Origin of the sequence: Yoonia sp. (assembly GCF_046292185.1) — a bacterium.
Classification (GTDB): domain Bacteria; phylum Pseudomonadota; class Alphaproteobacteria; order Rhodobacterales; family Rhodobacteraceae; genus Yoonia.
In genome coordinates, this window is the sequence record NZ_JBKBQY010000003.1 from 1 (window position 1) to 21,093 (window position 21,093).

A 21,093-nucleotide genomic window follows, 5' to 3' on the forward strand; every position below is an offset into this window, starting at 1 on the left:
ATTGCGCACGAGTGTTTCGTTCAGGGCGTCGCGCAGCAGATCGGACATGGCTTATCCTTGATTATTTGTAAATACGTAGGCGCAGCAGTGCTTTTTGCAGCAGGATAAACATCAGCAGCAGGCCGCCGATCATGATTTTCGTCCACCAGCTCGACAGGCTGCCGTCAAAGACGATATAGGTCTGGATTAGGCCCATCGTCAGGACACCGATCAGCGTACCAAACATATAGCCGCTGCCGCCAGTCAAAAGCGTACCACCAATGACCACCGCGGCAATTGCGCTCAGTTCCACCCCGACGGTGGCCAGCGGATAGCCCGCGGATGTGTAGACGGAAAAGACAATGCCCGACAACCCGGCCATAAAGCCGGAAAACGCATAGACAGCCACGGTGGTCCGGCCAACAGCGACACCCATCAGCCGTGCCGTAGCCTCGCCCCCGCCAAGAGCATAAACATTCGTGCCGAACCGGGTGCGGTGCAGCACGATCATCCCGAGAGCGACAGCGGCGATCATGATCAGCCCAAGCAATGTCAGCCGCCCGCGGCCGGGCATTACATAATAGGCGCTTTGCATCAGCTTATAGAACGGATCGGCAATCGGTACGGAATCGATCGACAGCATATAGCTCGCCCCGCGCGCCAGAAACATGCCTGCCAGCGTGACGATGAAAGGCGGCATCGCCAGCAGATAGATCATTCCGCCCATTGCCGCCCCAAAGGCGGTGGTGATCGCCAGCAGCATGGCAAATACGACCAGTGGGTGCAGCCCTGTATCGCGCAACACCACTGCAATAAAGACGCCCGCAAAGGCGATAACCGATCCGACGGACAGATCGATGCCGCCTGAAATGATCACGATTGTCATGCCGACCGCGACAATCCCCAGATAGGCGTTGTCGGTCAGTAGGTTGCCGATGACCCGCGTGGACAGCATCGCCGGAAACTGGATGTAGCAGATCAAATAGGCCAGCAGAAAGATGGCGATGGTGGCATAAAGTGGCAGCGCGCGCATATTCATGTCCTGGTCCCCGATCCAGACCGTTTGGGCCACAGATAGGCCAGTTGTGGCAGCACTTTGGGCGATTGCAGTACAAGGATGATGATCACCAGCACTGCCTTGATCACCAGATTGAACTCAGACGGAAAGCCTGCCAACAGAATGCCGGTGTTGATCGTCTGGATGATCATCGCCCCAAGGATCGACGCAAGGATCGAAAACCGTCCACCCAGCAAGGAATTGCCGCCGATCACGACTGCAAGGATCGCGTCAAGCTCCAGCCAAAGACCCGCGTTGTTGGCATCGGCACCCCGGATATCCGCCGTGGCGATGATGCCGGCGAGGGCCGCGCAAAACCCCGACCCCATATATACCGCAATCAGCAGGACACGGCTGTTGATCCCTGTCAGCGTGCTGGCGCGCAGGTTGACCCCGATGGATTCCACCAACAGGCCCAGCGCTGTCCTTCGCACCAAAAGGCCAAAGCCGATCCCCGTCAGCGCCCAGATCACCGCAGGTACCGGGACACCAAGCAACGTTCCCGACCCAAGGTAGGAAAACATATCATTGTCAAATGTCAGGATCGTGCCACCAGTGATCAGTTGCGCGATGCCCCGCCCTGCCACCATCAGGATCAGCGTCGCGACAATCGGCTGAATGTTGAACACAGCCACCAAAAGCCCGTTCCACAACCCGCAGACCAACCCTGCCACCAGCGCGATGCCAAGCGCCGCCGACATGCCGAAACCCTGATCAATCGACCAAGCGGCACTTGCGCCGCAGATCGCCATCACTGCACCGACCGAAAGATCGATTCCTCTTGTGGCAATCACCAGTGTCATCCCGATAGCGAGCAGAGCGACGGGAGCGCCACGTTTGATCACGTCAATCGGAATGCCGACCAGCCGGTCGTTGACATAAACGATCTGCCAGAAACTGGGGAAATAGATGCTGACCAGCACGATCACGGCAGCCAGTGTCAGCAATTGGGGCGCAATGCGACGCAGGACAATCTTCATGTCACCACCTCTGGTGCGGCAATCGCGCGGACAATTGTATCGCTGGTCACATCTTCCCCTGTCAATTCTGAAACATGCTGCCGATCGCGCACGACGATCACCCGGTGCGACACGGCGACCAATTCATCCAGCTCCGATGAGATGACAAGGATCGACATGCCTTCTGCGACGACCTCTTCAATCAGGCGCAGAATTTCGGCATGGGCGCCCACGTCGATCCCGCGGGTCGGTTCATCAAGAATAAGGAAACGCGGATTGGTCGCCAGCCAACGTGCCAGAATCACTTTTTGCTGGTTGCCACCCGACAACAGGCCGACAGGTTTTTCCGCGTCCGGCGTGCGGATATCGAGCCGGGCGATATAGTTATTCGCCATGCGGATCTGTTCGGCCTGCGGGATCGGGCGCGACCAGCCGCGCCGCGCCTGAAGGGCAAGAATGATGTTTTCGCGTACGCTGAGGTCCGCGATGATCCCGTCGGTCTTGCGATCCTCGGGCGCAAAGGCAAAACCGGCAGCAATGGCAGCGCGCGCATTGCGCAGGTCGAGCACGCCTTTGCTGTCTTCGGCCGTGCCGCTGTCGCTGGGGACTGCGCCGAACATGACCTCGGCGCTTTCGGTGCGGCCTGACCCAAGCAGGCCCGCCATGCCAATTACCTCGCCCTTGTGAACGGTCAGATCAAAGGGGGCGATCCGGCCCCGCCGCCCAACGCCGGAAAAGCGGATAGCATCCGTGCTGTCCACAGCCGGGCGTGCACGTGTGGCAGTTTCCTGCTGCAATTCATGGCCCAGCATCAGGGTGATCAGCTGCATGCGGTCAACCTCTGCCGCGTCATGGGTCGCGATATGCTTCCCATTGCGCAGGATCGTCAGGCGATCTGAAATTTCAAACACCTGATCTAGAAAATGCGAAATAAAGATGATCCCCAGACCCCGCGCGCGCAGGTCGCGCACGACATCAAACAGCATCTGCACTTCACGCGCATCAAGGCTGGCGGTGGGTTCATCCAAGATAAGAACTCGCCCCGACAGGTGTACGGCACGGGCAATCGCCACGATCTGCTGCACTGCGACGGAATACTGGTCCAGCGTGCGGCGCACATCGATATCAAGCCCGTATCCCACCAGCATTTCATCCGCCTGTGCGATCATCGCACGCGAACGGATCATCCCAAGGCGGCGCGGCTGATGGCCTAAGGTCAGGTTTTCTGCAACCGTCAGATTGGGCAGCAAATTCACTTCTTGATACACAGTACCAATGCCGATGGCTTGGGCTTCAAGCGTGCTTTGCGGGTTTATCGTCTGGCCTTCGAACAAAATATCACCGGAATCGCGCTTATACGCGCCGGTCAGGCATTTGATGAGGGTCGATTTTCCAGCACCATTTTCGCCCAGCAAGGCATGAACCTCACCTGCTTTAAGGCCGAAACTGACGGCATCCAACGCCTTTGTACCGGGAAAGGCCTTGGTCAGGTCGCGTGTCGCGAGTAGCATCAGATGCCTCCCGGGTCTTGCAATGTCAGGGGACAGGATACAGCCGGGACGCAGCTTTCGCCGCGCCCCAAGCCTCTACCGTTAAAATATCAGTAACCCAGATCTTTGCGGGCCTCATATTCACCGGCTGGATCATCAGCTTGCGTATAAAGCCGCGATTCCGTCTGGATAAACTTTTCAGGCATCGTGCTATCGGCGAAATAAGCCTCCAGCGCATCAAAGGCAGGGCCTGCCATATTGGGTGTCAGTTCCACGGTGGCATTCGCCTCGCCTGCGGCCAGTGCAAGAAAGATATCCGGCACAGCATCAATGGAGACGACAAGAATGTCGGTGCCAGGGGTCAGGCCAGCCTCTTTGATGGCCTGAATAGCGCCGACAGCCATATCGTCGTTATGGGCATAAAGCGCACAGATATCCGCGCCGCCATTTTCTGCCTGAAGGAAGCTTTCCATGACTTCCTTGCCCCGGGTGCGGGTGAAGTCACCGGTCTGACTGCGCACGATCTCAATGTTGTCGGCGCCTTCAATACCCTGTTCAAAGCCATTTTTGCGGTCAATCGCGGGCGAAGATCCAGTTGTACCCTGCAATTCGACGACACGGCATGCGGCACCGTCCACGGCCTCGACCAGCCATTCGCCGGCGACGCGGCCTTCATGGACCAGATCAGAACCGACAGCAGTCAGATAAAGGTCCGGGTCACTGTCGACCATCCGGTCCAGCAGGACGACAGGAATCTCTGCTTCTGCAGCCTCTTCAAGCACGGAGTCCCAGCCGGTGGCCACGACGGGTGCCAGCAGGATTGCATCAACGCCCTGCGCAATAAAGGATCGTAGCGCTGCAATCTGGTTTTCCTGACGCTGCTGGGCGTCCGAGAATCGCAGATCAATGCCCCGGGCTTCGGCCTCTTGCATTGTCACAGTGGTTTCCGCAGCGCGCCAGCCGGATTCCGAGCCAATCTGCGAAAAGCCGATGGTCTGCGCGTTTACGGCAGCAGCACCAAGAGTAAAGACAGCAACGCTGCCCAGCAAAGTTCTTTTAAGCATAGGAAATCCTCCCCAGATCTCACCGGCCCCCTCCGGACCCACCTCAAATAAATACTATTATATACATCACAGCAAGTATTTTTTAACAATGTGGCCGCTCCCCTGAAGTTAGCCTACGTAGATTGATGGCGGCCCCGAAAACTTATGACGACACTGAAAATGTGGCTTTGAAGTTGATTTCGGTCGGGCTCCTACGACAGCCTCGCACCGCGCTGATCGCTTGCCAAGGCTCAGCCTATGATTGCACTCGTGATAGCAACCCCAGCCCAAGCCGATCCCGCCGTCAAAGCACCGCCCCACAGCGTATCTGTTACCACCATCGTCCAGTGCCAGTCCCGCATCACGGCATAGCTGGTGAACTCATAAGTGCCATATGCCATCAGGCCGATCAGAAGCGCCGGCCCCAATACGCCACCGCCATCGCGCAACGCCGGCACAGAAACAAGCGCCACCACGCCGCCCACGTAGAACAGATAAAAGATCGCCGCAGGCGTGAGGCGGACAGGCTCAGCCATCAACGGGCCGACATGGCGTTTGAAGAGCGGCTTCATAACCAAGCTTAGCATGATCGCGTCGATGATCAGAAATATTGCTGCTGTCACAATGTAAAGAAAAGCGATCTGCATTGGAAAGGTCCTTCACATGGCCATCATGAAGCGATTGAAACGGAATTGTCATTGCAACGCTCAGATCAGCGTTCCGTTCCGGCACTTGTGCACGCCAAGCCTAGAGTCGCATGAACGAGGACAGACAAACGACCGAAAGCCGCCCATCAATGGATGACCATCACCTGAGCCGGGCCAGTACAAAAGGCGCGGCGCTATTCAGGACAATGTTTCGGAAGACCTGGTGAAAAGTAACAAAGACCGGGTCGACGCCCAAGACCGTCGCCAGGATGGCGATTTCAGCAACGCCGCCCGGCGCGACCGCCAGCAGCGCGACATGAAACGGCACCCCCGCCACAAGACTGAAGGGATAAGCCACGACCGCCGAGCTAACGAGCAGAATAAAGGTGGCAACCGCCCCGTGCCCGCCGATCCTGACCAAGCTCTGCGACTTCAACCCGTAAAATCTCGTGCCGATGGATGCGCCGACGAAGAGGAAGACCGCCGCAAAAAGCCAGTCCGGCAGCACGATGCCATAACCTGCGACAGCAAATCCTGCTGAAAGCAGAAACGGACCCATCATGTCAGGCACCGGCAAATGACATCTCCGGGCCAAAAAATAGGCAGGCCACGCCAGCGGCAGCATCCACAGATTGCTGCTGGACAGTGTCTGCATGGCATCCATCGTTGCGACCTCTGCGGACGCGCCGAGCCAGCGGGTGTAAATCAACGGCAATAGGACGACCACCGATGTCAGCCGGAACAATTGTCCGATGACCGTGCCGGGTGGGTTGGCTCCCATCTGGATGGCAATCGCGACGATATTGGTCAATCCGCCCGTCAGCGATGCGGCGGTGGCCGTCAGCCGGTCGAAACCTGCCACACGGATGTAATAGACAGCACAGATCGTCGTGATGAAGATCATTCCGACCGAAAGTACAAGCAGCGTGAGTGGCCATTGCGCTGCTCTGGCAAAGGTTTCAGGTTCGATCGACGCGCCGAGTATCAGTCCGATGCAGCCATGAGAGGCGGCCTTCATCGGCACAGGGACGCCAAGTCTGACGCCGCCGAGCGTAAAAGCCGCCGTACCGAAAAGGGCGCCCAGCAACCAAGGCACCGGCAAGCCGCCAATCCATGCCAGCGCACCGAACGTTGATGCGACCGCTGCCGTTAGTACGCAACAGCGCCAACCTATGCGTCGTGGCGGCTGATCTATCAGAAGGCGACGACGGCTGGTCATTCATCATCCGTTGTTACGCAAGAGCATCTGCCACAGCCATACCGCATGTTTTCGTGTCCGCCGTACCTTCAAGATCACGGGTACGAAGACCCGGTTCCGCAAGCACCTTTTCGATAGCTGAAACAATGCCTGCGGCGGCTTCTGGCTGTCCCAGATGGTCAAGCATCATCGAAGCGGCCCAGATCTGACCAATGGGGTTCGCGATCCCCTGACCCGCGATGTCAGGGGCTGAACCATGGACCGGTTCGAACAGCGACGGGAACCTCCGTTCAGGATTGATATTCCCTGACGGCGCGATGCCGATGGTACCGGTGCAGGCCGGCCCAAGGTCGGATAAGATGTCACCGAACAGGTTCGACGCGACAACAACGTCGAAAACATGGGGCCGCAGCACGAACAAGGCCGTCAGAATATCAATGTGATATTTATCGACACTGACGTCGGCATAATCTTTCGCGACTTCGACAACGCGTTCATCCCAATATGGCATGGTGATGGAAATGCCATTTGATTTGGTGGCAGAAGTAAGCTTGCCACTGCGCTTTTGTGCAAGCTCGAACGCATAGCGTAGAATGCGGTCCACACCGATCCGCGTCATTACAGTTTCCTGCATGACGATTTCGCGGTCGGTGCCCGGAAACATCTTGCCGCCGATCGAGGAATATTCACCTTCGGTATTTTCGCGCACAATCATCATGTCGATGTCGCCCGGCCCACGCCCTGCCAGCGGGGATTTCACCCCCGGCATCAGCCTTGCCGGTCGCAAGCTGACGTATTGGTCGAACTCGCGCCGGAATTGCAGCAGCGACCCCCAAAGCGAGATGTGGTCAGGCACTTGCTCAGGCATACCGACGGCACCGAAAAAGATGGCATCATGCCCACCGATCTGTGTCTTCCAGTTGTCAGGCAGCATTTGGCCGTGTCTGGCGTAATAATCACAGGACGAAAAATCGAAGTGATCAAAATGCAGATCCAGCTTGTAGCGTTTTGCCGCCGCGTCGAGCACGCGAATACCCTCAGGCATAACTTCGGTGCCGATGCCGTCACCGGCGATCACTGCGATGCGATAGGAATTGGTCATGCCACTGATCCTTTTGTTTTCCGCTTGGTCTGCGTTTTGGCCAGCCTTGCGGCAAGCGCCAGCGCGTTTTCGAATGCACCGGTATCTGCGATCCCCTGACCGACGATGTCATAGGCGGTGCCATGCGCCGGTGTGGTGAAAACCGCAGCAAGGCCGGTTGTGACCGTGACGCCTTTGTTGAAACCGCGCAGTTTGGTCGCGATCTGACCCTGATCGTGATACATTGCCAGCACGCTGTCATATTCGCCGGCAAAAGCCTTGAGATAGACAGTGTCGGACGGAAACGGCCCTTTGCAATTAATGCCTGTCGCGGCCATATCGCGCACCGCAGGCGCGATGATCTTGATTTCTTCATCACCGAACAACCCGCCTTCACCCCCGTGCGGGTTCAGCGCCGCCACCGCAATGCGGGGGTTTTCCATACCAGCGTTGCGCAGAACACGATCGGTCAATTGCAGCGATGCACAGATGTTGTCATAGGTGATTTCATCCAGCGCGCCACGCAGCGACACATGTGATGTGACCCTGCTCATCCATTGTCCCTCAAGGACGTTCATTTCGCGGAACGGCCCCTTGTGCTCCATCAGATGCGCGAAAAGCTGATGTTCGTCCGCGAACCTCCACCCGCCGTCATACATCGCTTTTTTGTGCAAAGGCGCAAAGCAGACCCCCTGCACATGCCCCTGTCGTGCCAGACCCACCGCTGCCGAGAGGGTCTGCCCGACGCAGCGTCCGATGTCGGCGTCCGGAGCACCAAGCAGCAGTTCGGAAGGGTCAATATTGCCCAAGTTAAGCATGGGGATCGCGTCAGCACCGTAATCCGCGTCACGCGCATCCTGAATGACCTTGATCGGCAGCGTTACACCTGCCTGGCGCATGCCCAGTTCCAGCACCCGCAGATCACCGACCAAGAGAACGCGCGCGATCTTGTGGGTTTCCGCACGGGACAGAATACGCGCTGTCTGTTCCGGACCGATGCCGGTCGGATCGCCGGGGATCACAGCGATGACAGGGCGTTCGTCGATTGATGACAGCATGAGCTTTTTCCTTTTTTGGCGCGCCGCGCACTGATCCGTCGCCGGATGTAAGTTGCGCGCGCATCGACTATTTCGGCTTGATTGAAGCCAGCTTTCGGGCACGGCGACGCTTTGAAATGGCTTGCAGGCCAAGTGACAAGATCATCAACCCGAACACGACCAGCGCGGCAGGGCGCTCGGCAGCATAGGACATGTAATCGCCACCACTGATCTGATACGTGCGCAACAGGTTGCTTTCCAGCAGTCCGCCCAGCAACAGGCCCACCACCGCCGCCGCGACGGGATACCCATAGCGCATCATCGCCCAGCCCAGAATCGCAAACACCCAGAGCGTGATCGGGCCCGCCGCGCTGCCTTCGATGGCATATGCTCCGAAATTCGACACGACCAGCACGCTGGGGATCAGGAACCGTAACGGCACCCTGACAATGTAGCTGGCGAAATAGACAAAGCCGAGGCCGACGAACAAAAGCAGGACAGCCTGAGCAAAGTTTGAAAAGATCAGTGCATAAACGATGTCCTTGTTGTTGGCGATAAAGCTTGGGCCACCCACGATATTGTGCATAGCAAAAGCTGCCAGCAGGATGGCCGTCGCGCCGCCGCCAGGAATTCCCAGTGCGAGCATCGTGCCCATCGCCCCCCCTTCAGAGGAAGAATTCGCAGCTTCGGCAGCGATCACGCCTTGCGGGTTGCCTTGGCCGAAGGAGTCCGGGTCATCCGAATTGCGCCGGGTTTCAGAATAGGACAACAGGTTCGATATCGACGAGCCGACGCCCGGAATCGAGCCGATCACCACACCTATCACCGACCCGCGCAAGATAATCCTGGGGTATTGCAACGCGAGTCTGAAGCCTGACAGTGTCTTGCGAAAGCTGATCGTACGCGCGCTTTCGTCAGAGATCAGATAGGTGGTATTAACCAAGGCGATCAGCTGGCTGGCCGCTAGCAGCCCCATCATGGCCGGGATCTGCGGCACACCATCCAGCAACCAAGGCACTCCCATCGTGCCACGGACAAACCCGGCGGAGTTGAAGCCGATCGTGCCCAGCAGGACACCAAAGGCTCCGGCGAGCAGGCCCCGCGCGATATATGTCCCGGCAAGCGACCCAAGCAGCAGCATCCCCCAGACAGCGACAGCGAACATTTCCAATGGGCCAAGTTTCAGCACCAGACCCGCCACAGGGCCGATTACCAGAAAAAGGACGAGATACGACCCAAGACAGCCCAGGACAGAGGAGGCAAGCGCCACGCCCAGCGCTTCATTATGGCGCCCTGCCCGCGCCATTGGATAACCGTCAAAGGTTGTCGCCAACGCTGATGACGTGCCCGGAATGTTCATTAAAACGGCGGGCACCGATCCGCCGAACCCCGCCCCGGTGTAGATTGCGGTCAGAAAGATGATGGCAGGCAGAAAATCCATATACAAGGTTGCAGGAAGCGCAAAAGCCATCGCCATGGTGATCGAGATGCCGGGCATAGCACCGAACACCAGCCCCACCAGCAAACCGGGTATCAGAAAGAGCCAAGCGCTTCCGTCCGATGTCAAAAGTGCGAAAGCCGCTGCAACGGCGTCAAACTCGATCATCTGGCCTCACAATATGGTAAGAGGAAAGGGAAAGGGAGTGATCGCGCCGTAGCCATAGATAAGCGCCACCGTGAAAATCGCGCTGAAGCTCAGATTGACCCACCAGCGTCTTTCGCCGCAGATAGCCAACGTGACGACCATGAATGCGAAAGTGGCGATGTCGAAACCGATGCGTTCAAGCGTGAATGCAAGAAACCCCAGAGCAGCAATGACGGCCAGTGAGCGGGTCAGATCCATGCAGGTTTCGCCATCATGCAGCTTTGCTTCGTCGCTGTCCGCGCGCGGGAAAATGCCCGGCAGGACAAAGGCTGCCAGAACAACAATGATGATCGCCAGCGGCTGGATTAGCAAAAGATTTGTCGGACGGGTCGAGACGCCGCGCGCATCGAAGATATAGGCAACCGTGACCCCCGTGATGACGGCGACGAGCGCAAGATGACCCCAGACCACTTTGCGGTTTGGTAAAATCGACATGACGTCCTTTCCCCGGCAGCGTGGCCCGCCCATAGAGCGGGCGAGCGTGAAGCGCAGTTACTGACCTTGCAGCAGATGAAGATATTGTTCCATCACGTCGGACGTGGCTGCCAGCATCCGGTTGGATTCTTCGGGCCCGTACCAGTCTGTGGCAAGCTGCTGGGTGGTCAAAGCCTCGATCGCGTCGGGATTTTTAGAGGCTGCTTCGATCGCATCCGTCAGAATCTGGAAGGCTTCTGGATCGGCCTCTTGCAATGCAGCATGCATCCCCCAACCGCGCTGCGATCCAACCACGAATGCAGGATCATCCCCCATCACATCGGTGACGATCGCGCCGTCCCAGTCATCGCGCTGTCGGGTGTCGAACGTCAGCAGGGGGCGGACCTGTTCACGCAAGGGCAGAAAGCCTTCGCCACCGACCAGCCCGATATCCACAACGCCCCCGGCAACCGCGTTGCGCGCGGGCCCGCCACCATCATAGGTCACCAGACGCAGATCATCGAAGGCGATGTCATTCGTGTCGCACAGGATGCTCAGGTTCACCAGATCCGCCGATGCAGCCTGAATACCGATAGACAACCCGCCGGGATCTTCCTGCAAACGCGCAATCACAGCATTGATGTCTTCAAACTCGGATCCGGCGCTTGTGGCCAGCAGCGTATAATCCTGCGATGGCAGGTTCACCATGTGAAAGTCTTCGACGGCAAAGTTGGCATCCTGCGTCAGGATGTTTAGCGGCAGATAGGGAGCAGCCGAGGTGCAGAGTATGGTATAGCCATCGACCGGTTGCTGCATGAAGAACAAATGGCCCAGCAGCGCTCCAGCCCCGCCCCGGTTGATGATCGTCAGCGGCTGACCAAGCTCGGCCTGCAGGAAGGGTGCGAATGCGCGCGCCAGGCGATCATTGTAGCCGCCGGTGTCAAACGGCACCACGACATTGATCGGACGGTTCGGAAACGCGCCTTGGGCCCGCAGGATCGCGGGTGTCGAAAGAGCTGCCGCCGCAACGCCACCCGATGCGACCTGCAACATGCGCCGCCGTGAAAAATTGTACTTCATGTCAGTTTCCTCCTCAAACTGGTTTGCCGGAAGTGCCGCACCGCATCTGCACGACAGATGGTCTGCGGATCATCGCATCCATACGGTCCCGCACTCGCAGGCTTTTGTCAACAATATTTACGTATTTATCATAGATCCTATCCTAAAGTGTATGCCGCAACGCAAGAAGCATGGCGTCAGAAATACCGATGCTATTTTTGCAAACAGCTTAAATTTCTACTATATTCAGTTTATTATGGCGAATATGGCTGACATAATGGCGCTTCTTCGCGTTAAAGGACTCAAACAACCGATCGACGTATGTTGACAGTATGTGTATATAACGTCTTTATTGTAGTACGAAGATGAAAATCAGGCCGGGCAGTCGCTGTGGGCAGAGAATATAAGAAGACAAAGGAGATTTGGATGACGATTGAAAACAAAGGTGCAGCAGGTGCCAGCGAAGTGGCCGGTCTGTCCCAGGAAGTGGCGCAGTTCGTCCTTGCGACTCAGTCGGCTGACCTGCCGGACCTTGCTGTCGCAAACGGCAAGAAATCAATTCTTGACGGACTCGGGCTGGCCTTGTCGGGGTCGGTGGCGAAATCAGGGGAACTGGTCAGGCGCCATGTGGCGGATATCTCCACCCCGACAGGTGCCGCGACGGTCATCGGATCGGACCTCAAGGTCCCGGCGCGCTTTGCTGCGTTTTGCAACGGCGTCGGTATTCATGCTGACGATTATGACGATACGCAGCTGGCTGTCGCGAAAGACCGCGTTTACGGCTTGCTGACGCATCCGACAGCGCCGGCATTGCCAGCCGCGCTTGCTATGGGCGAAACCCTGAATGCGTCAGGGGCAGACATCATGCTTGCCTACCACCTGGGTGTAGAGGTGGAATGCAAGATCGCCGAAGCGATCAATCCCCGCCATTATCAGGAAGGGTTCCATGCCACCGCGACATGCGGGACGTTCGCTGCCGCGTCTGCCGCTGGCCGCCTGATGGGGCTGGACCTGCCCACGATGAAGCGTGCCTTGTCCATTGCAGGCAGCCAATCTGCGGGGTTGCGTGAAAACTTTGGCACGATGACCAAGCCGTTTCACGCGGGACGGTCATCGGAAAGCGGCGTGGTTGCCGCGCAATTCGCCAGCTACGGCTGGTCCGCAGCAGGCGACATCCTTGAAGCGCCTCGCGGGTTCTTCAAGGCGGCAGGCGGCGGCTATGATGCAACTGCGATCGACGGAAAACTTGGTGCGCCCTGGACGTTCGTCGAACCTGGGGTGTCGATCAAGCCGCATCCGTCGGGGTCGCTGACGCATCCCGGCATGACCAAGATGAGACAGCTGATCACTGAAAACAACATCACGGCAAAAGACGTGCGTCGTGTGCGGATCGGCACCAATTCCAACATGCCCAACGCATTGATCCATCACCAGCCGCAGAATGAATTGCAGGCGAAATTCTCGATGGAGTTCTGCATGGCAATCCTGCTGCTGGAGGGTCGGGCAGGTCTGACCGAGTTCACCGACGAGGCCGTGCTGCGTCCAGACGTCAGGGATATGATCGCCAAGGTGGATTTCGTCGTCGATGACCGTGCCGAGGCAGCGGGTTATCATCTGATGACAACCTATATCGACATCGAACTGACCGATGGCCGCACCATCAGTGGTATGGCTGATTTCGGCAAAGGCAGCCCCGCAAATCCGATGAGTTATGCGGAGGTCGCGGACAAGTTTCTGGAATGCGCACAATTCGCGCAGTGGGACAGCGGCAAGGCCAATGAGGTGGTGGCTATGGTCGCCGAACTTGAAAAGCTGCCCGATATCCATGGCCTGATGGCCTTGCTCCGGCTGTAAGGACCGGGGGATGGCACCGGGGGGTATACGTAGTCTTACAAGTGCCGTAGCTTTGCGGCTGCCGGTTTATGCCGCAGGTGGCGTCGCCGGAGCTGTCGCGGCGCGCATTGGCATACCCCTTCCATGGATGCTGGGACCGTTCTTTGTCTTTGCGATCCTGTCCGCATCGGGGCTGAGCTTTGCCCTCCTGCCCTACGGGCGTGAAATGGCGCAGATCACGGTCGGTCTCGCGATCGGTCTGCGTTTCACCGCGGCGAGCGTCGTCGCGCTGAGCGCCCTTTTACCCCAGATGGTTGCCGCGACGCTTTATCTGATCTGCGTGACGACGCTTGCCGCATTCTTGTTTCGGCGATTGGCGGGGGTCGATCCCGTCACCGCCTTCTTTGCCACCGCTGCAGGGGGCGTCGCAGATATGGCAATCATCGCCAAAAAGTTCGGTGGCGTGTCGTCCTCGATCGCGGTGGTGCATGCGATGCGCGTGTCGATGGTTGTCGCCGTCACGCCTTTTGTGGTTCTCGTTTCTTCAGGCGGGTTCGGCGCGGGACAGACAGAAACCGGCATCAGCCCGCTTTTGCCTGTCTTTGGTGCGCTCGGGTTTGCAACATTGGTGGCTGTCTTGTTACGGTCGACACCCATTCCCAACCCTTGGCTTGTCGGGCCGATCATTGCCGGAATGATCCTGGGAGTTTCGGGCCTTGGCGCCTTTGTCGTTCCGGGCTGGATGATCACGGTTGCGCAAATCCTTCTTGGTGTCTGGCTGGGTTGTCAGTTCCGGCGCAACCTTTTGACGGCCTTGCCACGGGTCACCGCGGCAGCACTTGTCACGGCCGGCGTGCTGGTTCTGGCGGCTGTCTTTGGCGCCTGGGTGATGTCCGGCCTGTCAGCGCTGCCCTTTACCACCGCCTTTCTTGCTTTGGCACCGGCAGCGGTGACCGAAATGGTTCTGACCGCCAAGGTGATGAACCTTGATGCCGAAACGGTCGCGGCCTTTCATGTCATGCGGATTCTGATCGTGTCTTCAACGATCCTGTTGATTTTCCGCCTTTATAATTCACTGAGAGGTGCCAGAGATGGATCTTGAACTCGCCCATCGCCGGTTTCTTGTCGTTGGCGCCAACTACGGTATCGGGCTAGCCACCGCACGGCTTGCGGCGCAGGACGGCGCGCATGTGGCTGTCGCGTCGCGCAGTCCCGAAAATCTTGCCAAAGCCGCTGCAAAGATCGCGGCGGAGCCGGGCCGCGCACCGCTGCAACTGGTCTGCGATGTCACCAAGGATGGTGCTGGCGAAGCCCTGGCAGACCAGGTCGCAGACCATTGGTCGGGCCTTGACGCGCTGGTTTGCGCGGTCGGCGGCTCTGTCAGAAGCGCGTTCGCAGATCTGTCCGATGACGACTGGCTGCGGAATTACCAGTTCAACATCATGTCGACCGTCCGCACGATCCGGGCGCTGCTCCCGCTGCTGCGCACGGGGGATCGCCCCGCAATCGTGATGCTGGGCGCCGCCGCGTCAAAGATGCCCTATGCGCATCAGATCATGTCCAACGTCCACAAGGCCGGCCTGTTGGGGCTGAACAAGACCCTGGCGCTTGAACTTGCCGAGGACGGTATCCGCGTGAACCTGATCGCGCCGGGGCGCACGCTGACCCCGTTATGGCTGAACCGCGCTGACAAGATGGCGGCAGAGCAGAACCGCAGCCGCGATGACGTCCTTGCCGAATTTGCAGTCGAGATCCCGATGCAGCGCTTTGGGACATCCGACGAAATCGCGCGCAATGTGCTGTGGCTTGCCAGCCCCTGCGCCAGCTACGTGACCGGACAGGCGCTAAATGTCGACGGCGGCATCGCCCGCGGTTTGTTGTGAACTCTAACTATAAAGGAAATGCTGATCATGAGTGGACATCAAGAAACGCCTGCGGGCACACCTGAAGTCACCCGCCTGCTGGCCGAGTGGGTGGTAGAACTGAAAGGTGCCGATATTCCAGCAGAGGTCCGGCGCGAAGGCTTGCGTACTTTCGTGAACTGGGTGGGCTGTGCTGTTGGTGGCGCCCGCCACGAAACGGTGGACGCCGCACTGCGCGCCGTAGCCCCGTTCAGCGGCAAGGCGGATGCCACCGTTCTGGGCCGCCCCGAGCGGCTGGACGCCGCCCATGCGGCTTTGCTGAACGGTATCACATCGCATGTTCTGGACTATGATGACACCCATCTGAAAACCATCATTCACCCCGCCGGGCCTGTCGCATCTGCCTTGTTGGCTTTGTCGGAAATCCGTCCCATGTCGGGCGAGGATTTTCTGACGGCCCTGATCGTCGGCGTCGAAGTCGAATGCCGGATTGGCAATTCCGTCTATCCGCATCATTATGATCGGGGCTGGCACATCACCGGCACCGCCGGCGTGTTCGGTGCCGCTGCCGCCATCGGCAAGGTCATCGGGCTGGACCGGCAGAAAATGCAGTGGGCTTTTGGCCTGGCGGCAAGCCAGTCGTCCGGTCTGCGCGAAATGTTCGGCACCATGACCAAGAGTTTTCATCCCGGTCGCGCCGCACAGAACGGGATGATGTCGGCCCTACTGGCAGAGGCCGGTTTCGACAGCTCCGAACGTGCGATAGAAGCACCGCGCGGTTTCGCCACGGTGATGTCCGACAAGCAGGACTGGAATGAAATCCTTGGCGAACTTGGGACACGCTGGGAATCTGCGCTGAACAGCTACAAGCCCTTCGCCTGCGGAATCGTGATCCATCCTGCCATAGACGGCTGCCAGCAGATCCGTGAAGAGATCGGTGAGCGCGTGTCGGATATCGCGTCCGTTCATCTGACCACGCATCCACTGGTGCTTGAACTGACGGGCAAACGCAGTCCACGCACAGGCCTTGAAGGCAAATTCAGCGTCTTTCATGCGGCGGCGGCAGCGTTGCTGCACGGGGACGGCGCCCCGACCGCCTTTACCGATGACCTGGTCAACGATGCCAGTGTCGTTGATCTGCGCGACCGGATCGATGCGACCGCGGATGCGACCTGCCACGAAGCATCGGTTACGATCCGTGTCACCTTCAAAGACGGTAGCACGATGGACAAACATATCGAACGCACAATCGGCAGCAGCGAAATGCCGCTGACCGATGAGCAAATTGATCAGAAGTTCAAAGTGCAGTCCGCGTTGGTCATTGGTGAAGCCGCGACCGAAAAGCTGCTGCGCCTTGCATGGCGCAGCGCAGAGCTGGGCGATATCGCGGATGTTGCGCGTTGTGCCAGCGAACGGGCGGTGGCGGCATGACCGCTGACCGTGCCTTGCAGATCGGCGTGCTTGAAGGGGATGATATTGGGCACGAGATCGTCCCCGCCTCGGTAAGGATCGCCCGCGCCGCAGCAGAGCGTGCAGGGCAACCGATCGCGTGGACCGACTTGCCGATCGGTCGGCGCGCGCTGGATACGCATGGCCATACGATGCCGCCTGGCACGCTGGAAACGCTGGCACGGCTTGACGGTTGGATCCTCGGGCCGATCGGCCATCGCGATTACCCCAGAGTGCCGGAAGCGGTGAACCCGCACCCGATCCTGCGTAAGCATTTCGACCTTTTTGCCAATGTGCGCCCCACCCGGTCATTCCCCGACATTGGCTGTCTGCACGACAATGTCGATCTGGTTATCGTGCGTGAAAACAACGAAGGCTTTCAGCCTGATCGCAATGTCGTCATGGGCGCGGGTGAATTTCGCCCCAGCCACGATATGACGATTTCAGTGCGCGTCATATCGTTGGAAGGATCAAGAAAGGTCGCGCGGGCAGCGTTCCAGATCGCGCAGACACGCAAAAAGCGGTTAACGCTGGTGCATAAGAACACCGTGTTCAAGCTTGGTTGTGGCATGTTTGTCGACGGCTGCTACGAGGTGGCAAAGGAATTCCCCGATGTGATCGTCGATGAAATGATGGTCGACACGATGGGCATGCGTCTGGTGCGTGACCCCCACAACTTCGATGTGATCGTTACGACCAACATGTTTGGCGACATCCTGACGGATGTGGCGGCAGGGCTGGTTGGCGGTCTGGGAATGGCCCCGGGTTTATGTATTGGCCGTGGCTCTGTCGCCATGGCGCAGGCGACGCATGGTTCGGCACCGGATATCGCGGGCAAAGGCATTGCAAACCCCTATGCCATGATGGAATCGACGCGGATGCTGTTTGATTGGCTGGGCCATGCCCATGGCCTTGCCGGTGCTCTGCGGATGTCGGAAATTCTGCTGAAAGCCATGCAGACGGCCTTGTCTCAAAGTGACACACGCACCCCCGACATCCGGGGCACCGGCGACCCTGCCGCGATGGAGCGCGCCATTCTGAACGCCATTTAGACTGGACCGGGGCAACAAAACGAGGCATGGAGCACAAAACACTAATGTTTTATGGTGTTATGGCAGTGAGCGATGGAGTCCAGATGAACTCTTCAGGAGAACATGTTATCGGCACCGACGAAATTGACGACCGGTCGGTATCCCGCACGGCGCAGATTGAACAGGCGCTGGAGCGCATGATCCTTGCTGGAGAGCTTCGCCCCGGCGAGCGGTTGATCGAAATCGAACTGGCCCAACGTTTCGGGACCAGCCGGGGGCCATTACGCGAAGCAATGCAAACGCTGGCAGCGCGCGGCATGGTGGAGTCCGTCCGCAACCGGGGGGTCATTGTCAGGTCAATCTCTACCCGTGAAGCGCTGGAAGTATACGATGTCCGTGCAGCGTTGTTCGGGCTGGCTGGCCGTTTACTGACCGACCGTCTGAATGATCTTATGCTGGAAACAATGTATAACTTCGTGGCCGAGATGGAAAAATTCGCAAAAGAACAGTCATTTGACGAATATTATCGTCAGAATCTGGCATTTCACGATTATCTTATATCCTCATCCGGAAATAAGGTGCTTGCAAATGAATATCGCAGTTTCGTCAAAAAGCTGCACCTCTGCCGTGCACGAACACTGGTTCAGGCTGGGGGCCTTTCAGTTTCCAACCGCGAACATTCCGAAATGGTGGATGCGGTTGCGAGTGGTGACAAGCTGCGCGCGCAGGAAGCGTTCATTCGCCATGTAGAGCGTGCCAAGATACGTTATATGTCTACAATCGACGACGAAAAATAGGTGAGCCATGACAAGGCCGCATATCAGGCCTGTCACATGCTGCATTGCGGCACAATTTTAACCGTGTATTACCCGTCATTGTAAACAACGGGTGATACTATGGATTATCTTACCAACAGACTAACCTTTACCTCTTTGCCGGCTGCCGGTCGGGCGAAATCCTGGCTTGCGGACATCATGGCCGCAGTTGATCGCCTTGAAGCCGCCATCGGAGTAGCCCGGGCGCGTGAAGCGCGCCGCACCCCTGCAAGCGTCGACATGCAAACGCTTGGTTTTCGCGAACTGTAAGCTTTTCCAGCCGTCTAGATATTGGTGGTCCTGATTGCTTCGCAAACGGCATCGGTGACCTGCTGTGTGTTTGCGGTTCCGCCGACATCGGGTGTCATCACGCCGCTTGCGCAGACCGCTTCTACTGCGCGCATAAGACGCTTTGCCGCCGCGTCTTCGCCAAGGTGTTCAAGCATCTGCGCTGCTGTCCAGAAGGTCGCGACCGGATTTGCGATACCCTTGCCCGTAATGTCGAAGGCAGAACCGTGGATCGGCTCAAACATCGACGGAAAGCGTCGTTCGGGGTCGATATTGGCGGTCGGTGCGACACCCAGGCTGCCCGCCAAAGCACCCGCCAGATCCGAAAGGATATCCGCATGCAGGTTCGTGGCGACGATGGTGTCCAGACTTTTGGGGTCTTTCACCATGCGCACGGTCATGGCGTCGACCAACATCTTGTCCCACGAAACATCGAGAAATTCTAACGCGACCTCGGCTGCAATTTCATCCCACATCACCATCCCGAACCGCTGCGCATTTGATTTCGTGACCACGGTCAGAAATTTGCGCGGGCGGGATTGCGCCTGCCTGAATGCGTAACGCATGATGCGCGTCACACCTACGCGCGTGAAAATTGCCACCTCGGTGCCGACTTCCTCCGGTAGGCCCTTGTGTGCACGACCGCCGTGACCGGAATATTCGCCTTCGGAATTTTCACGCACGATCACCCAGTCAAGATCACCTGGCCCGACATCCTTTAGCGGGGTCTGGATGCCCGGCAGGATGCGCGTGGGGCGCACATTGGCGTATTGATCAAAGCCCTGACAGATCGGCAGGCGCAACCCCCAAAGCGTGATATGGTCGGGGACATCCGGCGCGCCCACCGCGCAGAAAAATATCGCATCGAAGTCTTTAAGCTGAGCGGTCCCGTCCGGAGGCATCATCTGCCCCGTGCGACGATAATAGTCAGACCCCCAGTTGAAAGTGGTGACATTCATCTGAAAGCTGCCGTCCCGCGCCGCCAGCACCTCCAGTGCCTGTAGCCCCGCAGCAATAACTTCGGGGCCGATACCATCCGCCGGGATTGCTGCGATCTTGTAGGTAATCATGTCTTGCGCCTTCAGATTGGAATGTTTGTCTGTGTCAGACCCTACCTGCTGATCAAATCTAAAGCTGTCGCACGGGCCTTGCGTGGTAGAAAGCATGGATTGCCGCCACGGTCTGTTCATAAAACAGCCGCCAGGTCGCTTCGGTCACGTAACCGATATGCGGCGTCAACAGCAATTGCCCGGTCTCGATCAACGCGGAATCGCGTATAGGGTCGGTTTCGGGCAGCGGTTCGACGTCAAAAACATCCAGCGCAGCACGCCGGCCAGAGGACGCGCGCAACGCATCAAGCAAAGCCTGCGTATCGACAATGGACCCGCGCGAGGTATTCACCAGCATCGCATCCGGTTTCATCGCGGCAAGGGCGGTTTTGTCGACAAGATGCCTGGTCCGGTCAGACAGCACGACATGAATCGAAATCGCATCTGACCGGGCCATCAGATCCGCCAGACTTTCCGCGCGCTGGATCTGCAACTCGGCACAGCGTTCGTCGGTCAGGTTTTGCGACCAGGCAAGGATCTGCATCCCGAAGGGGCGCGCACGTTCGACCATCTGCGCCCCAATGGCACCTGCGCCGATCAGCCCGAGCGTCATGCCGTCAAGATCGCGCCCCAACCCGCGCTGCCACCCGCCCGATGCGATCGATTGGGTCTGCGGGATCAGATTGCGGGCCATCGCCAGTAGGAGCGTCATGGCAAGTTCAGATGCGGTCGTCTTGCGGGTATCGGTGCCACAAACCACGATCCCCTGCGATTTCGCTGCCTCAACATCAAGGGCGAGATTGCGCATCCCGGTCGTGACGATCAGGCGCAGTTGCGGTAACCGCGCAATCAGCGAGGCGGGCATCCTGCTTCGTTCACGCATCAGGCAGATGACCTCGAACGGGGCCAGACGCGCAACGAGCGCGTCTTCGTCGTGCAAAGTATCGTGGAAAACGGTGATGTCTCCCGGCAGGCTGTCCCAGTCAGCCATCGCAAGGGCGCTGTCAGCCCAGTCGTCAAGGATGGCGATGCGCATTGGCATTACTCCTGATTTGGATTGTCGGCACATGGAAACAGAGGGCGCGAGGAGAGGGTTATCATGTCACCAGAGTTGACCCAAGCATTGACGATTGTCAACAATTTGGATTAATATTAAA

At 58.2% G+C, this 21,093-nt stretch carries 21 protein-coding genes; 8 read left to right on the forward strand and 13 right to left on the reverse strand.

Annotated elements, in window-relative coordinates:
* Positions 1–61: 61 nt before the first annotated feature.
* The 11 genes from yjfF to ACK4TM_RS01165 all read right to left on the reverse strand — a co-directional run bounded on the left by yjfF (position 62) and on the right by ACK4TM_RS01165 (position 11,630).
* A complete protein-coding gene (gene yjfF, locus ACK4TM_RS01115) occupies positions 62–1,018 on the reverse strand; it encodes a galactofuranose ABC transporter, permease protein YjfF (protein ID WP_409695418.1) in 957 nt (318 codons plus the stop codon).
* On the reverse strand, positions 1,015–2,016 hold the full coding sequence (locus tag ACK4TM_RS01120) for an ABC transporter permease (RefSeq protein ID WP_409695421.1): 1,002 nt from the start codon (positions 2,014–2,016) through the stop codon (positions 1,015–1,017). Before ACK4TM_RS01120 ends, yjfF begins: the two co-directional genes overlap by 4 nt.
* On the reverse strand, positions 2,013–3,506 hold the full coding sequence (locus ACK4TM_RS01125) for a sugar ABC transporter ATP-binding protein (protein ID WP_409695424.1): 1,494 nt from the start codon (positions 3,504–3,506) through the stop codon (positions 2,013–2,015). Before ACK4TM_RS01125 ends, ACK4TM_RS01120 begins: the two co-directional genes overlap by 4 nt.
* A gap of 89 nt (positions 3,507–3,595) precedes the next feature.
* Positions 3,596–4,549: a galactofuranose ABC transporter, galactofuranose-binding protein YtfQ gene (gene ytfQ, locus ACK4TM_RS01130; RefSeq protein WP_409695427.1), complete on the reverse strand. Its 954-nt coding sequence runs from the start codon at positions 4,547–4,549 to the stop codon at positions 3,596–3,598.
* Positions 4,550–4,779: 230 nt separating this feature from the next.
* The gene (locus ACK4TM_RS01135; RefSeq protein ID WP_409695430.1) at positions 4,780–5,175 is read right to left on the reverse strand and encodes a DUF2177 family protein; all 396 of its coding nucleotides are present in this window, start codon (positions 5,173–5,175) and stop codon (positions 4,780–4,782) included.
* A gap of 160 nt (positions 5,176–5,335) precedes the next feature.
* Entirely contained in the window at positions 5,336–6,262 is a 927-nt protein-coding gene (locus ACK4TM_RS01140; protein WP_409695433.1) for an AbrB family transcriptional regulator, read from the reverse strand.
* Between the two features lie 145 nt (positions 6,263–6,407).
* The gene (locus tag ACK4TM_RS01145; protein ID WP_409695435.1) at positions 6,408–7,475 is read right to left on the reverse strand and encodes a tartrate dehydrogenase; all 1,068 of its coding nucleotides are present in this window, start codon (positions 7,473–7,475) and stop codon (positions 6,408–6,410) included.
* Positions 7,472–8,512: a PdxA family protein gene (locus ACK4TM_RS01150; protein ID WP_409695438.1), complete on the reverse strand. Its 1,041-nt coding sequence runs from the start codon at positions 8,510–8,512 to the stop codon at positions 7,472–7,474. The genes ACK4TM_RS01145 and ACK4TM_RS01150 overlap by 4 nt, the downstream gene beginning before the upstream one ends.
* Before the next feature lie 67 nt (positions 8,513–8,579).
* Positions 8,580–10,097, reverse strand: a complete 1,518-nt coding sequence (locus ACK4TM_RS01155) for a tripartite tricarboxylate transporter permease (RefSeq protein ID WP_409695441.1) — start codon at positions 10,095–10,097, stop codon at positions 8,580–8,582.
* A gap of 6 nt (positions 10,098–10,103) precedes the next feature.
* Positions 10,104–10,571 (reverse strand): tripartite tricarboxylate transporter TctB family protein, encoded by a 468-nt coding sequence (locus tag ACK4TM_RS01160; RefSeq protein WP_409695444.1) that lies wholly within the window; start codon positions 10,569–10,571, stop codon positions 10,104–10,106.
* A 57-nt stretch (positions 10,572–10,628) separates the two neighbouring features.
* Complete coding sequence (locus ACK4TM_RS01165; protein ID WP_409695446.1) at positions 10,629–11,630, reverse strand: tripartite tricarboxylate transporter substrate-binding protein; 1,002 nt, start codon at positions 11,628–11,630, stop codon at positions 10,629–10,631.
* Between ACK4TM_RS01165 and ACK4TM_RS01170 the strand changes: the two genes are divergently transcribed.
* The 8 genes from ACK4TM_RS01170 to ACK4TM_RS01205 all read left to right on the forward strand — a co-directional run bounded on the left by ACK4TM_RS01170 (position 11,602) and on the right by ACK4TM_RS01205 (position 18,869).
* On the forward strand, positions 11,602–11,937 hold the full coding sequence (locus ACK4TM_RS01170) for a hypothetical protein (protein WP_409695449.1): 336 nt from the start codon (positions 11,602–11,604) through the stop codon (positions 11,935–11,937). The two genes, ACK4TM_RS01165 and ACK4TM_RS01170, sit on opposite strands and share 29 nt — an antisense overlap.
* Before the next feature lie 98 nt (positions 11,938–12,035).
* Entirely contained in the window at positions 12,036–13,463 is a 1,428-nt protein-coding gene (locus ACK4TM_RS01175; RefSeq protein ID WP_409695452.1) for an MmgE/PrpD family protein, read from the forward strand.
* A gap of 10 nt (positions 13,464–13,473) precedes the next feature.
* Entirely contained in the window at positions 13,474–14,544 is a 1,071-nt protein-coding gene (locus ACK4TM_RS01180) for an AbrB family transcriptional regulator (protein ID WP_409695455.1), read from the forward strand.
* Positions 14,534–15,325, forward strand: a complete 792-nt coding sequence (locus ACK4TM_RS01185; RefSeq protein WP_409695458.1) for an SDR family NAD(P)-dependent oxidoreductase — start codon at positions 14,534–14,536, stop codon at positions 15,323–15,325. The genes ACK4TM_RS01180 and ACK4TM_RS01185 overlap by 11 nt, the downstream gene beginning before the upstream one ends.
* Before the next feature lie 27 nt (positions 15,326–15,352).
* Complete coding sequence (locus tag ACK4TM_RS01190; RefSeq protein ID WP_409695461.1) at positions 15,353–16,735, forward strand: MmgE/PrpD family protein; 1,383 nt, start codon at positions 15,353–15,355, stop codon at positions 16,733–16,735.
* Positions 16,732–17,805 carry an isocitrate/isopropylmalate dehydrogenase family protein gene (locus tag ACK4TM_RS01195; protein ID WP_409695464.1) on the forward strand — a complete coding sequence of 358 codons (1,074 nt, stop codon included), beginning with the start codon at positions 16,732–16,734 and terminating at the stop codon, positions 17,803–17,805. The genes ACK4TM_RS01190 and ACK4TM_RS01195 overlap by 4 nt, the downstream gene beginning before the upstream one ends.
* A 26-nt stretch (positions 17,806–17,831) precedes the next feature.
* Positions 17,832–18,581 (forward strand): FCD domain-containing protein, encoded by a 750-nt coding sequence (locus ACK4TM_RS01200; protein WP_409695467.1) that lies wholly within the window; start codon positions 17,832–17,834, stop codon positions 18,579–18,581.
* A 99-nt stretch (positions 18,582–18,680) separates the two neighbouring features.
* Positions 18,681–18,869 (forward strand): hypothetical protein, encoded by a 189-nt coding sequence (locus tag ACK4TM_RS01205; protein WP_409695470.1) that lies wholly within the window; start codon positions 18,681–18,683, stop codon positions 18,867–18,869.
* 14 nt (positions 18,870–18,883) lie between these two features.
* Here the strand turns inward: ACK4TM_RS01205 and ACK4TM_RS01210 are convergent, their stop codons facing one another.
* Positions 18,884–19,957, reverse strand: coding sequence for a tartrate dehydrogenase (locus ACK4TM_RS01210; RefSeq protein WP_409695473.1), 1,074 nt, complete (start codon positions 19,955–19,957; stop codon positions 18,884–18,886).
* A 58-nt stretch (positions 19,958–20,015) separates the two neighbouring features.
* Positions 20,016–20,972 (reverse strand): D-2-hydroxyacid dehydrogenase family protein, encoded by a 957-nt coding sequence (locus tag ACK4TM_RS01215; RefSeq protein ID WP_409695476.1) that lies wholly within the window; start codon positions 20,970–20,972, stop codon positions 20,016–20,018.
* Between the last annotated feature and the right edge of the window lie 121 nt (positions 20,973–21,093).